The sequence below is a fragment of the Chryseobacterium joostei genome, assembly GCF_003815775.1.
GTDB lineage: Bacteria > Bacteroidota > Bacteroidia > Flavobacteriales > Weeksellaceae > Chryseobacterium > Chryseobacterium joostei.
Window position 1 is genome coordinate 1,681,869 of the sequence record NZ_CP033926.1, and the last position, 13,629, is coordinate 1,695,497.

The window sequence follows — 13,629 nt, forward strand, 5'->3', positions numbered from 1 at the left end:
GTTATTCCTGAACAAAGTTTGGAATTTCAATCAGATCGCCGGATTTTTTCGGAATGAAATATCCCCCGTTTCTCCGAAGAATCATATATTTTCCGGGAACCAGGCTGATGTAGATTAATGCAGATTCCTTGTCGTTAATTTCTGTTTTTTCTGAGGATGAATACCTTATCATTTTTCCCATAAAATCAGGGGATGAAAAATACAATTGCTCTGAAACCGGCTTATTTTTAAGATATAAATTGTTCCATTTTCTTTTGGAAAACCTCTGAAAGATCCTTTCTTTGGATAAGGCCTCGATCTCTGAAACCGGAATAAAAGTAGCTTCCAAATCTTTATATGCATCTAGCGGTTCCCAGACTTTGTTGTGAGAATAATCTCGCTTCAATCTCATAAATGGTGTCCCTTTCTCCTGAAAAAAACGATAGCTTATTTCTCTGTATAAATCATCTGTTGGATGTTTTTCCAGAAAATGAACCGTCCCGCGATAAAGAATCATAAAATGTACATTCTCCATATTTACCTCGGAAAACGTAAAGCTTTTGTATTCCATATAAGGAGGTGGTTGGGAAATGGCACTCTTTTGTGTCCGGTAATAGAAATATTTCCCGTTTTTCATTTCTTCTTCAGGATAAAAATAAGAGGTACTATCCAACTGCTGAATAAGATTGCCATCTTCATCAAAATTCTTTTCCAAAATAAGATTGTCATTTTGGTATGAGTATTCTACAGCCGTCTTCAGACTTTTCTTCCAGTAATATAAACGTTTGTATTCTCTTATCTTCTCTTCTTTTTCAGGAAGACTTACCCGTTCCTCAGATTTATCTTTCTTGTTGTATTTGTAATATTCATTTTTGGAATAGCTATGGCCTTCGGTTCCTGATTCAAGATATCCATTTTTATAAATGGCTTCTCCCAAAATGCTTCCATCGGGTTTATACTCAATGGTTTTTCCGGATTTCAGGCTGTCGCCATATTCCACGGTTTTCCAGATTTTACCATCATCAAAATAGTAGGTAAGTTTTTTCTGTTTGGTTTTATTGAGATAGGATTGTCCGGATCTGTCTTCTTCATCGGAATCAAACCAAAAGACTTCTCCAATTCTGTTTTTTTCATCTCCATCGGCAAAATATCCCTGCATCTGAAGTACATTTCCTTTCATGTAATAGTCCCTAAGCAATTCTATATTTCCAGATTTTGGAAAAGGAAGCGGACGGTAATATATGGCAGTGGATTTTTTGGTCTCTTTCCAGTTAGAATCAAAATAAATAGTTTTTGCCTGTGCAGAAAAATGAACAGGAATATAAAATATCCAGAAAAGTAAACAGTACTTTTTCATCATGTGTTTATTTTTTTTTATTTTAAAATACCAAATAAAATCTAGAGATTCAATGATTTATAGAATTCTGTTTTCATAATATTTTTCGAAAAATACTCTTTATTTAAAGGTAGTGCATTCCAAAAAAGAATTTTCTTTCCTCTGAAAGTAAACTTCAGGAAATAATCAGGACGTACCACAAAGGTTTTCAATGCTTTATCAATATCTTTCTTCAGTTTCTTTTTATTATCATTCTCTGCCATGGCAATGATCCCCTTTTCACCTAATGCATAATTCCACTGGGAATTGATCAAGGCCAAAAGATAGCCATAAGCCTCGTCTTTCCGTCCCAGATTTTGATATACTTTTACCAGATCATATTCAATTCTGTGAGAATCTTTTTCTACAGTGGTTCCGCTCACACTGAATAGCTGATGTTCCACAAGTGCCTTGAGAAAATACTTTTCTGCCTGTTCATAGTCCTTTTTCCCAAGAAATACATCTGCCAGAGAATGGGATGCAGTATGGTTGATGTTCACAATTTCCTCATCATAATTATCTTTATATTTTTTATCTATCTTCAGGTCTGTAAAATAGCGAAGTTCCTCAATATAGTTGGCAATATTGGTTCTTTCCAGTTTATCCTTGAGGTGAGATGTATATTGTATGAAGGTGGCGTCAGACTTGTAAGGTTCCTCTTTTATCAGATATTTTAGGCCTGTCCGAAGATCATCTACTCTATAATTATGGTACAACGGATTGGCAAGTGCAACGCTGTCCATTCTCTTTCTAGTATTATCAGCCTGTGAAAATACAGTTTGTACAGTACATGTAAAAAGGATCCAGCCTAGTATGGTTTTCATTATTAGTAATCTTATTTTTAAAAGTACAAAAAATAGCATGAATAGAGTCAAAACAATATTATGTACATTTAATGAGTGACAAACGCTTAATAATATGATGAAGAAAACGATAATTTCGATGCTTTTATCCTTTCCCGGCTTTTTGATATTTGCACAAAATGCAGTTTTGCAATGCTTCCAACTATTTGAAGAAATGAAACAAAAAATATTAATTCTTATAGCCATTACCACAGGGTTTTTCCTGTCGTCGGCACAAACCTTAACATCTTCCAATATTTGGTATGATGTAATGTCCAATGGAGCGAAAGCAGACAGTCTTTTAACCCAAAAAGGATTTAAACTTAAGTATTCCGGACCGAAAAAAATGGGTGGTAACTTAGCTTGTTATTTCAATAAAAAATTTGATGAATGGTTATTTATTAATGATAATGAGCAGGGTAAAACCACGCAGATATCTTATCTTCTACCTACTTTAAAAAAATACCAGAAAAATCAGACTGAAAAAAAGTTCTTATTAATGGGTGAAGAAGTAAATCCTTTGGGAAAAACCTATCAGGAGGGCAAAATATATTATCATCTTACCTATACCTTTGAAAAAATGGAGACCCCTCCGGAGAAGAATTAAATATAACCAGATCTGAAAACATTTCACTCTACGAACACAATAACATCGAAAAGAAACTGTATGATTTCTTCTTTGAGAAAGTGCGTAGCTGGGTAAAGTAAAAACTTTAGTATGGATAAGACTCATCTTAAAATATTATCTTCGTAAAAAATTTGACAAAATGAAAAAAATAATATTTCTGGCTTCTGCTCTTCTTGTTTTGAATTCTTGTGTGGTAAGAACTGCTACAAAAGTAGTTTCGGGAGCTGTAAATATAGGCTATAAGGCGGTAAAAGGAACGGTAAACGGAATCAGCTGGGCTGTAAGCAAGGCCAAAGGAAAAATAGACGAAGACCGATTGGACGGAACATGGAAAGTGGTAGGGGTTTATCGTGGTTCTTTTGAGGATTTTTCTAAGGATCAAAATCCTGACGGTTCATTTACTTCAGAATGTGTTGACAGTTTTGATCAGATTATTTTTAAGGCTAATAAATCTAAATTCAAGCCGGTACATTGCAGTTCTGAGAAAGAAGACTGGGTAAAATATTCTCTGGAGTTTGGAAAAAATCCTTTAACCAAGGAAAAGGAGAATTATATTGAATACAACTCCAATAATTACATTTCAGTTATTGATGTGAACAGCAAGACTATGGTCCTGGAGGGTAACCTGATGCCTAAAATGGCTTTTTCCGGTGCCAAGCTATATCTTTTGGAAAAAGTAAAGTAGAAACGTCTGCTTTGAAGTAAAATATAAAAAAGTCTGCTCCTATTTTTAGCGAGCAGACTTTTTTTATCGACCCTATTATTATCTGTTTTCTATATCAACAATTTTCTTTCCCTGCGCTCCCAGGTAATGAAGAACCAGCTTTTCATATACTTTATAGCCGTCATCCACATTGGTAAATATCAGGATTCCTTTTCCTGTTTTGGGCAATACAAAGGCAATACATCTTGTTCCTTTATCAGCTCCCCCATGAGACAGCGCATAGTCGCCATTTCCAAGATCATATACAGAAAGTCCCAATCCGAAGTATACATCTTCCTTTATTTTCGACTGTTTTTTGATCATTTCCTGAAATACTTCCGGATTCAGATCTTTTCCTTTCATAACATTAACCATGAAATTTCCATAATCCTCTATTGTTGTATGAAGATCATCGGCAGCATTGGCTGCTTTATTCTTTTCTGTCGGGTAAGGATCTCCCTTTTCATTATATCCAATGGCGAACCTTGATTCATCCGTATTTTGATCCCAGATATATTGGGTATCATTCATTCTCATCGGTTGAAAAATAAGTTCCTGAGCAAGTTGTTCCAATGTTTTTTTGAACTTCTTTTCCAGAGCTTTTCTAAGGTATTCAAAGCCCTCCCCTGAATATTGATATTTTGTTCCCGGATCAAACTGAAAATTCAGTTTTTTATCAGCATTCATCCATCTCCAATTGGGAAATCCGGTCTGATGACTCAGGATAAGTCGGGTCGTCAGTTTTTTATGTCTCGGATCATTTATAATATCAGGATCTGTCCAATAGGTATCAAGAGGTTCATCCAGTTTCCATTTTCCAAGACTTATCAGACGTAATGCAACCATTGCTGTCACAGGTTTGGTAAGGGAAGCCACGTTGAAATAGGTATTATAAGGTGCCGAAACGTTCTTTTTTATTTCTCCAAAAATCTTTACCTGCTTCAATTCTCCCCCGTCAATTATTCCTAATCCAAGTGTTGGAATTTTATTTTCCTTTAACCAGTTTTCAATTTCCTGATCGTTTTCAAAGATTGTTTTCAGATCATTAGCTTCCTTAGAATGGTGATCAAAACTCAACGATCGTGTCAGCTTCCAGTCTCCATTTTCCAAGGTCCATAGATTGGTAAAACTCGCTCCTCCGACTAATTTTTCAGCTTGATTTTTTTCTTTTTCATAAAAGATATGATCCCCATTCTGAATGGCAGCATAGACTTTTCCATCTTTATACAACGGATAAACTTGAGTGCTTTTATCTACCAGAACTCTTTTGGATCGATAGGTATCCGGATCTTTACATAATCCATTTTTAAAATCGGTCATGAATTTTTTTTTATCGGAAAAGCCATCTTTATCGTGATAAAATTCAAGCCCATCGCTTAGCAGAATTTCTGTCTGTTTTATATTACAGGTATTGAATCCTATTGAAAAAAGTAAACTGTCTTTCGACATAATTGTTTTGTAAAGAGGATCTGTTTTTTCGATTTGTGCATGAATACTGCTAAAAAACAGAATAAAGAAAAGGAGAATAAACTGAGCAGGCTTTGTCATTGTTATTTTTTTGACAAAGATTATATTTTCAAGTGTTTTTTGACTAAAAATGAACCCGACAAAAACCCGACAATGCCCTGACAGAAATTATATCATACTGAATTTCAATCTGTAATATAGTTTTTTATTTCGATCAATCTCTGCTGCATTACGAAGGATAATAAATACATTGGAAAGTACAATAAGGATCATCAGCACCAATGTAAATTGTCTTCCAAGCTTTAAAAAAATCCCCAACATAAATACAATAGGTGCCATAACCGTCCATATCATTTGAACTGAAATAATTTGTCTGGCCAAGGTATTTCTCTGCTTCATTGTAAACATCAGAAGAAACGGAACGAGAATATTCAATGGTGGCAAAAGAATGAATAACAATGAAGAAAAGTTGATTATTTTGATCTGGGAATAATTGATATTAGATTGTTCTTCTTTTACTTCTGTTATTACCTTATCATCTATTACCTCAACAATTTCAGGAGTTACTGCAATATCCTGTAATAGGTTTTCGTCTATATCCAATGCCTGTGCAAGGGCCCTTAAGGTATGTCCCTTGGGTTCTGTTCCTGCCTCTATCCGCTGAATGGTCCTTACAGAAATCTTGGATTTCTCTGACAATTCTTCCTGAGTAAGATTCTTCTGTTCTCTTGCGGTTTTTAGCTTGGACATAGTTTGATATATTCTAAAAAAGAGGTGTTTTTTAATCAATTTCTGACGGCTAATTTACAGCTTTTTCAAAATTAAAAACACAGGATAATAGAAAGAATTGTCATCCCTTAATCATTGATTATAATAATGGCATCACAGATGTTTCTCACAGCAGAAATAGATATTATTTCTATTGATTTTTTATTAATTATTGATAAGAGTATTGCTCCTTGTCTTAATTAATGAGACATTTGTATAAAAATTAATTGAAATGATACCCCTTCATGAACTCTTCTTTTTTATTCTGGCAGCGCTTGTCTTAGTGATTAGCCCGGGACCTAATATGATTTATTTGATTTCAAAATCAATTACTCAGGGAAAGAAGTCCGGTTTTATTTCGCTGGCGGGAGTGGTATGTGGCTTTTTGTTTCACATCGTTATGGTCTCATTTGGTTTGACGGCTGTTCTATTGGCTGTTCCCTTTGCGTATACGGTTCTTAAGGCGGTAGGAACGGCTTACCTTTTATATCTGGCTTATCAGGCTATTAAACCTAACAGTAAAAACATTTTTGATGTTGAGCAAAGCAGTTCCTATGACAGCCCTAAAAAGCTTTTTACAGTTGGGTTCTTAACGAATGTACTCAATCCAAAAGTAGCAGTCTTTTATTTATCATTTTTCCCACAATTTATCAAGCCTGAATACGGCTCTGTATTCACTCAAAGTCTGGAACTTGGTGTTGTTCAGGTTTTCGTAAGCTTTAGTGTTAATTTTGTAATTGTCCTTACGGCAGCACGAGTAGCAGTATTCTTTTCCCATAACCCGATTTGGATTAAAGTACAAAAGTGGTTTATGGCAAGTATACTGACTTATCTGGCGGTGAAAATGGCATTTTCAAAGGCTAAGTAATGGAGTATTGTAAATTTTACAACATCAATTCAAAAAGATGAAGCAGTCTATTCCAACCTACGATTTAAGTGATATTTCCCAGCACTCTTTTCTTATTGAAAGAATGGAAAAACGCAGCAACAGTTCGGAAGATAAGCTTTTGGACAAAGGGATACATCGCGATAATCATTATATTTTTACCTGCATGGAAAGCGGACATGTAAGAATGATGGTGGATTTTAATATTATGGAAGCCCAAGATCCTACCATTTTCTGTGTATTACCCGGACAAGTGCATCAGGGACTTTTAATGGAAGATGTTTACGGATGGTTTATAGCGATTAAAGCAGATCTCATTCCGGACGTGGTACGTTCTGTCTTTGAAGAATCTCTGGAGATCATTCAGCCACTCTCAGTTGATACAAACTGGATTGAAAAACTGAATAGCATTGCCAATCTGCTGTATGCTTCTTATACCGATGAAGCATTTACTACCAAGGAAGGATTTTTAATTATTCAGTCTTTGCTTAATGCCCTTACCGGAATGTTTTCCTTTATTTATTCGTGTGAAAGTTATTCAGGAATATCCGGTGAAAGCAGAGCCTTACAACTCACAAGGGCCTTTAAGATATTGGTAAGGAAAGAATTCAAAACCCTGAAAAGTCCATCAGAATATGCAGAGACTTTAAATATCTCAAGGGGTTATCTTACAGAGGTTATTCGTGAAGTTACTGGAAAACCGGCACAACACTGGATTCATCAGGAAGTTTTAATGGAAGCAAAACGCCTATTAGCTTTTACCCATCTTACTGTAAAAGAAATAGCCTATGAATTGGGATACAGTGATCATACTTATTTCAGTCGCTTATTTTCAAAACTGGAAAACATGTCACCATCAGAGTTCAGAGCCAAAACACAAAACAAACAATAAACCACGAATAGTCCAATCAATTCCCTGAATCGGCTATCGGTATATTTCAATTTTGCAACGTCCTTTGCAATAAAAATATTTATGTCAAGTTTACCAAAATGGGTCAATGACACGATAGAAAATGTCTGGTCCTCAAAATTTAAAACCTGCAACGTTGTTCATATAGAAAATATTTCCCATAATCTTCGTAAGATCCGTTTTTCAACAGACTTGGAGGATGTTCACTTCGAGCCGGCCTATGCCATAGGAATAAGAATTAACGATCGAGATTTCCGTAACTATTCCCCTTTCAACTTTAATAAGGAAACTGGCACATTTGATGTCATATTTCATCTTCATGATACCACAGCGGTGGGAAGTGATTTTGTCACCCACCTATCCATTGGAGATCCCATAAAAATGTTGATGCCAAGAGGCAAGCGTTTTTTTGATGCCAGTGCTAAAATTCATTTCTCCATAGGTGATGAAACTTCATTGGGCAGTTCTCTTTCCATTAAAGAAGCTGCAGAAAAGTCTACCTGTTCGTACATATGTCTTCATGAGCTTGAGGAACCAGCAGCCTTGGAGGCGCTTAGTTTATATGGCTACCATACTCCTAAAAACAACACAATGGGTATTATAGAGGCTCTAAATGATTTTTTACAGGAAGAAAAACAGGCGGTATACAACAATGATGTTATTTTCTATCTCACCGGAAATGGAGAAAGAATGTCATTGATCCGAAAATTTCTTAAAGCTAAGGACGTGGCTCCGAAGTGCATTAAATCACAGGCTTACTGGATAGAAGGAAAGAAAGGGTTATAAAAAGCAAGTCTGATTCCTGCAACTTTATCAAGGTAAGGTTACAGGAATCGCAGACTGTTTTTAGCCCAATCTCCTCTGTGAAAAGATCTTTATTTCAATCCTTTTCCCAATCCTATCACCCTTTCCAGCCATTTCTCCCGTTGCTCTTCTTTAGAATCCCTGATAATTCCCAAATAAGTCACCTTTACCGGTTTTACCCCACAGAATTCCAAGGTTGATTTTTTCAACTGATTGACACTAGGTTTGCCATACATAAGCCAATAATACCAACCCGGCTGATCCAGAGTTGTGATGATATGTGCGGTTTTTCCTTTTAAAAGCTTATCCCACCATACCGAATTTTCTCTGTATTTATAAGCAAATCCCGGAAGAAATAGTCGATCTATAAAACCTTTCATAAGGGCAGGCAAACCTCCCCACCACACCGGATGTACCCAAACCAAGTGATCTGCCCACTTAATAATTTCCCATGCTTTTATCAAATCTGGCTCCAGCTCCATTCTTTTTTGATAGCCAAACTGTAGATTAGGATTAAAATTGAGATCAGCAATGATAATTTCCTTTATTTCTGCACCTGATTTCACGGCTCCTTCCTTGTAAGCCGAAGCTACTCCAAAATTGAAAGATTCCTTATTGGGATGTCCGTTGATAATGGCTATTTTTTTCATCGCGCTAAATTGATGTTAATCGTTTCATAGGCATTAAGCTGTGCCAGTAATGCCAATGGCTCATGCAATTGATGGCTAAAATACACCTTGTTTTCATGAGGGTTTCGTGCTAGTTCTTCCGCATGAAGAACCGCAGACAATGCAGTAAGTTCCGCCTGTCCCTTTGTACTTTGCAGACTTAGTTTCTTATTCCCGCTTTTGTCTTTTACAATAATTTCAAAGACGGCCTGATCTCCGTTTCCACTGGACCCGAAAATCATTTTTCTTTCCTTTAAAGATAAAATATTAAAGATTCTTAGATATTGAAAACCACCGAGAAGCCAGGTAATAAACTTAGAATTATAAGTCATCTTAACACTTACATTAGGTACTCTTTCTATTTTGTTGAGGATATAAAGGTCCGGAACATCAAAATTATAGGCACTCCTTTTCCCTATCCCAAAGGAAAAATCAAAGGTTTCAGTATCTAAAAAGTGTCTGATAGAAACAGGTTTATCGTTTTTGTAATCATGGAAAGGAACCGCTACATTTTCTGCCATAAAATGAGCAGAACTTTCGCCTGCCAGATCTTTAACAGAATAGTATACGAAAAGCTTCACCTCCTGAATGGTATCCGCGCCCTGTGAAATAGTATTGACCAGCCCTGGAACAATACCGCCCATCCAGCCGGAACTGAAGACAATTCTGCTGTTTACGTCTGATTTTCCTGCGATGTCATAGGCTTTTGCCAGATCGGGAGTAGGTTTTGTAATATCTAAGTAGTCAATATTATTCTTGATCGCATATTGCAGAACCTGATCAGATTTATCATTTACTGAAAGAATAATCAGGTTTATTTTTTTATCAGAAATAACCTGAAAAGAAGCAGGATCGGTTACATCAATTTTCAAATCCCGCTCTGTCTTCCCTCCTTTTCTTCCTCCGATAAAAATAGTCACATGAGGATTTCTTGATTGTAATATACGTGCAATTGTCTTGCCTACCAGTCCGTTTCCTCCAATGATGAGAATATTGTGCTCCATATCTTTTTTTTACAAAATTATAGAGCCAGGGAGCCAATAAACAGGACAAATGTCTAAAAAGAAACTTCCTTTCTGATACGGCTTAAATGCCTCTGGGTAATCCCTAAATAGGATGCCAGATATTGTAACGGAATTTTTTGAATATAGTCCGGATAGTTTTCCAGAAGAGCCGCGTAACGTTGGGAGGCACTGTCTCTCTGAAGCTGAAAAAATCTATTTTCAAGCTCAAGGTATTCCTGTTCTGCAATAATTTTTAAAAACTTGGTCCAGTTAAGATTATCCTGTATAATTGCATCCATCGATTCTTTTTTGAGAACCAACAGTTCTGCATCATTAATGGCCTGCATATTTTCCTTACTGAGAGATCCGGAAATAAATGATGAATACGCCGCCATAAGTGTATTAGGAAACCTGAAACAGTAGGTCATATCCTTACCGTCGTCAGAAAGATAAAAAGAACGGAAGATACCGGATTTAATAAATGCTACTTCCCTGCATCTTTCGCCTTCGTGGATGAAATAGTCATTCTTATTTACTTTTCTAAGCTCAAAAAGCTGTAAAAAGCCCTCAATCTCGCTTTCTGAAAATAGATTAAAGCTTCGAAAAAAATCATGTGCCATTGTTTCAAGTTTCTTGTACGGCGAAAATAAATAAAAAAAATCATCCCAGAGTGGGATGATCAACCGTTTTGAATTTACTAAGTTATTGTATGAAGATATGAATGATGTTTTGTTGTCACAAAGATAAATACAGTCTAATTTCCCCGCATCAGGGGAATCCCTAAATTTTTATCCGTAAAAATACGGTTGTATAAATGAAAAAGCCCTGCAAGAAACACTTACAGGACTTTAGCTTATCTAACAATTATTTTGTTTAAAATTGAGGTTTAAGGCTCAATATCAGAGTTTAATGTTTAAGTCTGGTTTATTAAAGCGGGCTTACCAGCTGTAAGAACCATTCTTTAACTTCCCCATCCAAATGAGGACCTATTTTTTCCTCACAAGTTTTGTGGTAGCTGTTCAACCATTCGATTTCTGTTTCTGAAAGGATTTCTTTAACAATAGTATCTTTAAAGAACGGGCAGAACGTCAATGTTTCAAATTCATAGAATGTTCCGTGAATTGTTTTCTCTGCTTCTTTTACCGCAATAAGATTTTCATGACGAATTCCGTATTGTCCTTCTAGATAATATCCAGGTTCGTTGGAACAAACCATCCCAGGAAGAAGGTCCTGAGGATTCATATCTTTTCTGATGCTTTGTGGTCCCTCATGTACGTTCATGAAGCTTCCCACGCCATGTCCTGTTCCGTGGTTGAAGTCTTTCCCCTCCATCCATAGCGGAAGCCTTGCAATGGCATCTAAGTGTACTCCTTTTGTTCCTTTCGGGAACTTTACCATTGATAAACGGATCAAGCCCTGCAATACCAATGTAGAGTTTCTTTTGAACTCTTCTGATGGCGTTCCTAATGCAAAAGTTCTTGTAATATCTGTAGTTCCCTCAAGATACTGACCTCCTGAATCTACAAGGATCGTTTCTTCGTTGGTTACTTCTTTACTTCCTTCTTTCTTTGCAGAATAATGCATAATGGCACCATTATCCTTATATCCTATAATGGAACCGAAGCTTTCTCCTACAAAGTTCTCTCCTGCAGCACGGAAGCTTCTCAGCTTTTCGCCGATGGAGTATTCATTCATCGCTTCTTTTCCTGCATTGTGAGTTAACCAGTAAAGGAATTTCACCATGGCTACCCCGTCTCTTACCATTACTTTTCTGAACCCCTCCAGTTCAGCTTCGTTTTTCTGGGCCTTCATCAGGTTTCCAGGAACCGGAGCCTTGATAAATTGGTTATCTGCCTTTAATGTTTCAAAAATCTGCTGGTTACTGTTTGGAGAAACCAATACTTTTTCATTTTTGAAATCTTTCAGATAGTTATAAAATTCTTCGTAAGGCATCATTTTCACGAAAGAATCATCCATTTGTTTTCTGGCTGCCACTTCAAGTTTTTCCAAACCTGTGAATAGAACAGCATCATTTTTAGTGATAACAATGTACCCTAAAAATACAGGATTGCTTTGTACATCGCTTCCTCTAAGGTTAGAGGTCCATGCTACATCATCCAGACTGGAAATGATATGAACGGTTGCTTCCTGCTCTTCCATCTTCTGACGGATAGCAGAAATTTTATCAGCCACAGATTTACCGGCTCTTTCTACAGGGTGTACAAAGATCGGGTTAGTGGATGGAGTTCCTCTTTCTTTCCAAACCTCCTTTAAAAGAGGGATATCAGCAAGGGTAATATTTTTTGAATTAAATTTTTGAGAAAGCAGTTCCCAATTGGCATTAGAAGCAGCTAAGGCATTTACAGCCACTTTACCACCGGCAGGAATTTCAGAAATGATCCAATCGATATAATTGGGAGTTCCTTCCATTCCGTCCTTGAAAAGGTCGATTCCTGAACCGTCCAATTCAATGGCAGCTTGTGTAAAGTATCTTCCGTCGGTCCAAAGTCCGCCTTTATTTTTGGTAATTACCACAAAACCGGCAGAACCTAAAAATCCTGAAAGCCAAGATCTCTCCTGCCATTCTTCAGGAAGATACTCACTCATATGAGGATCTGCAGAATATACTATAAATGCATCAACATTATTTTTCTGCATTTCTTCACGAAGCGCAGCAACTTTTTCCTTTGAAGTCATTCTTTTCTTTTTTAAACACCGAAAGTTACGAAAAATTTGAAGTCAGAGAGTTAAATCAATATCCTATTTTCCTTTAATAATCTGTTATTTTTTTATTAATTCTGGTTGATGATATTAATTGGCAGGTCTTATCATTGAATTTGAAAATATTGGAGACCAATAAAACTGGCTTTCATATAATTTACAGCCCTTTTATAACAAATGGCAGTTGTATATTCCATTCTATAATATTTCTTTATTTCCACTTAATGATTTAAAATTTTCAACGAATTAAATAAAACAACAAACATATTTCATAACATAAAAAACAATTTAATTATCAAAATAATACCTTTTTGGAAAGATTATTGCTGCATTCTACGATATGAAACAGCAGAATTATAAAAATCACAGGAAGTTTTATCCCCCACATCATTTTATCTATCTTCCTTTATTGATTATATTGGAGGTACTCGGAATCTATAAAATATGGGATGATCCAAATAATAAACTGATCTGGAGCCTATTTTCTATTGTGATCTTTCTGCTTTTTTATCTTGCGTTTATGACAAGGCAGCATTATGCTCTTGGACTTCAGAACCGTATGGTTATTCTTGAGTTCAGGCAACGGTATTTTGAGATTTTCAATAAAAGATCTGATGAAACGGTTGAAAAATTGAGATTCGACCAGATTGCTGCCCTTAGATTTACGTATGATGATGAATTTAAGGAGCTTTTATACAAAGCACTGAATGAAAATATTTCCGGGGACGAGATCAAAAGATCTATTAAAAACTGGAAAGCTGATCAACTCAGAGTTTAATACATCAACAAAATATAGACCTATGAAAAAGTGGAGCTTTTACAGTATAACGATATTCAGTTTGTTGACCCTAACAGGCTGTACAGCGGTTGAAAC

14 protein-coding genes are annotated in these 13,629 nt (G+C 36.0%); 6 read left to right on the forward strand and 8 right to left on the reverse strand.

The genetic code is table 11. From position 1 onward, the window contains the following. Position 1 precedes the first annotated feature (1 nt). Positions 2-1,339: a toxin-antitoxin system YwqK family antitoxin gene (locus tag EG359_RS07595; protein ID WP_076352269.1), complete on the reverse strand. Its 1,338-nt coding sequence runs from the start codon at positions 1,337-1,339 to the stop codon at positions 2-4. A 38-nt stretch (positions 1,340-1,377) separates the two neighbouring features. Then, positions 1,378-2,178, reverse strand: coding sequence for a tetratricopeptide repeat protein (locus tag EG359_RS07600; RefSeq protein WP_123867303.1), 801 nt, complete (start codon positions 2,176-2,178; stop codon positions 1,378-1,380). 193 nt (positions 2,179-2,371) lie between these two features. Here EG359_RS07600 and EG359_RS07605 point away from each other — a divergent pair, with 193 nt between their 5' ends. Next, complete coding sequence (locus EG359_RS07605) at positions 2,372-2,803, forward strand: hypothetical protein (protein WP_076352271.1); 432 nt, start codon at positions 2,372-2,374, stop codon at positions 2,801-2,803. 160 nt (positions 2,804-2,963) lie between these two features. Further along, positions 2,964-3,509: a membrane lipoprotein lipid attachment site-containing protein gene (locus EG359_RS07610; RefSeq protein WP_076352272.1), complete on the forward strand. Its 546-nt coding sequence runs from the start codon at positions 2,964-2,966 to the stop codon at positions 3,507-3,509. 78 nt (positions 3,510-3,587) lie between these two features. Here the strand turns inward: EG359_RS07610 and EG359_RS07615 are convergent, their stop codons facing one another. Together EG359_RS07615 and EG359_RS07620 are read right to left on the reverse strand one after the other, a co-directional pair. Then, complete coding sequence (locus EG359_RS07615) at positions 3,588-5,075, reverse strand: serine hydrolase (RefSeq protein WP_076352273.1); 1,488 nt, start codon at positions 5,073-5,075, stop codon at positions 3,588-3,590. Positions 5,076-5,162: 87 nt separating this feature from the next. Next, a complete protein-coding gene (locus tag EG359_RS07620) occupies positions 5,163-5,744 on the reverse strand; it encodes a helix-turn-helix domain-containing protein (RefSeq protein ID WP_076352274.1) in 582 nt (193 codons plus the stop codon). A gap of 250 nt (positions 5,745-5,994) precedes the next feature. Here EG359_RS07620 and EG359_RS07625 point away from each other — a divergent pair, with 250 nt between their 5' ends. The 3 genes from EG359_RS07625 (at position 5,995) to EG359_RS07635 (ending at position 8,344) form a co-directional block, all read left to right on the forward strand. Further along, complete coding sequence (locus EG359_RS07625) at positions 5,995-6,630, forward strand: LysE family translocator (RefSeq protein ID WP_076352275.1); 636 nt, start codon at positions 5,995-5,997, stop codon at positions 6,628-6,630. 37 nt (positions 6,631-6,667) lie between these two features. After that, the gene (locus EG359_RS07630) at positions 6,668-7,540 is read left to right on the forward strand and encodes an AraC family transcriptional regulator (protein ID WP_076352276.1); all 873 of its coding nucleotides are present in this window, start codon (positions 6,668-6,670) and stop codon (positions 7,538-7,540) included. Between the two features lie 81 nt (positions 7,541-7,621). Then, positions 7,622-8,344: an FAD-binding oxidoreductase gene (locus EG359_RS07635; protein WP_076352277.1), complete on the forward strand. Its 723-nt coding sequence runs from the start codon at positions 7,622-7,624 to the stop codon at positions 8,342-8,344. 89 nt (positions 8,345-8,433) lie between these two features. Here the strand turns inward: EG359_RS07635 and EG359_RS07640 are convergent, their stop codons facing one another. From EG359_RS07640 to EG359_RS07655, 4 genes are all read right to left on the reverse strand, one after another. Further along, on the reverse strand, positions 8,434-9,012 hold the full coding sequence (locus tag EG359_RS07640) for an NAD(P)H-dependent oxidoreductase (protein WP_076352278.1): 579 nt from the start codon (positions 9,010-9,012) through the stop codon (positions 8,434-8,436). Continuing rightward, positions 9,009-10,034: a saccharopine dehydrogenase family protein gene (locus EG359_RS07645; protein WP_076352279.1), complete on the reverse strand. Its 1,026-nt coding sequence runs from the start codon at positions 10,032-10,034 to the stop codon at positions 9,009-9,011. The genes EG359_RS07640 and EG359_RS07645 overlap by 4 nt, the downstream gene beginning before the upstream one ends. A gap of 53 nt (positions 10,035-10,087) precedes the next feature. Further along, positions 10,088-10,654, reverse strand: coding sequence for a Crp/Fnr family transcriptional regulator (locus EG359_RS07650; protein WP_076352280.1), 567 nt, complete (start codon positions 10,652-10,654; stop codon positions 10,088-10,090). A gap of 307 nt (positions 10,655-10,961) precedes the next feature. Next, positions 10,962-12,731 carry an aminopeptidase P family protein gene (locus EG359_RS07655; protein ID WP_076352281.1) on the reverse strand — a complete coding sequence of 590 codons (1,770 nt, stop codon included), beginning with the start codon at positions 12,729-12,731 and terminating at the stop codon, positions 10,962-10,964. 364 nt (positions 12,732-13,095) lie between these two features. Here EG359_RS07655 and EG359_RS07660 point away from each other — a divergent pair, with 364 nt between their 5' ends. Further along, entirely contained in the window at positions 13,096-13,533 is a 438-nt protein-coding gene (locus tag EG359_RS07660; RefSeq protein WP_076352282.1) for a DUF6526 family protein, read from the forward strand. The last annotated feature ends 96 nt before the right edge of the window (positions 13,534-13,629 follow it).

Bases quoted from the DNA above. Each gene is read 5' to 3' on its own strand.
- EG359_RS07645 (WP_076352279.1), bottom strand. From the start codon at position 10,034: ATGGAGCACAATATTCTCATCATTGGAGGAAACGGACTGGTAGGCAAG.
- EG359_RS07595 (WP_076352269.1), bottom strand. From the start codon at position 1,339: ATGATGAAAAAGTACTGTTTACTTTTCTGGATATTTTATATTCCTGTT.
- EG359_RS07660 (WP_076352282.1), top strand. From the start codon at position 13,096: ATGAAACAGCAGAATTATAAAAATCACAGGAAGTTTTATCCCCCACAT.
- EG359_RS07610 (WP_076352272.1), top strand. From the start codon at position 2,964: ATGAAAAAAATAATATTTCTGGCTTCTGCTCTTCTTGTTTTGAATTCT.
- EG359_RS07620 (WP_076352274.1), bottom strand. From the start codon at position 5,744: ATGTCCAAGCTAAAAACCGCAAGAGAACAGAAGAATCTTACTCAGGAA.
- EG359_RS07625 (WP_076352275.1), top strand. From the start codon at position 5,995: ATGATACCCCTTCATGAACTCTTCTTTTTTATTCTGGCAGCGCTTGTC.
- EG359_RS07635 (WP_076352277.1), top strand. From the start codon at position 7,622: ATGTCAAGTTTACCAAAATGGGTCAATGACACGATAGAAAATGTCTGG.
- EG359_RS07640 (WP_076352278.1), bottom strand. From the start codon at position 9,012: ATGAAAAAAATAGCCATTATCAACGGACATCCCAATAAGGAATCTTTC.
- EG359_RS07630 (WP_076352276.1), top strand. From the start codon at position 6,668: ATGAAGCAGTCTATTCCAACCTACGATTTAAGTGATATTTCCCAGCAC.
- EG359_RS07650 (WP_076352280.1), bottom strand. From the start codon at position 10,654: ATGGCACATGATTTTTTTCGAAGCTTTAATCTATTTTCAGAAAGCGAG.
- EG359_RS07600 (WP_123867303.1), bottom strand. From the start codon at position 2,178: ATGAAAACCATACTAGGCTGGATCCTTTTTACATGTACTGTACAAACT.
- EG359_RS07655 (WP_076352281.1), bottom strand. From the start codon at position 12,731: ATGACTTCAAAGGAAAAAGTTGCTGCGCTTCGTGAAGAAATGCAGAAA.
- EG359_RS07605 (WP_076352271.1), top strand. From the start codon at position 2,372: ATGAAACAAAAAATATTAATTCTTATAGCCATTACCACAGGGTTTTTC.
- EG359_RS07615 (WP_076352273.1), bottom strand. From the start codon at position 5,075: ATGACAAAGCCTGCTCAGTTTATTCTCCTTTTCTTTATTCTGTTTTTT.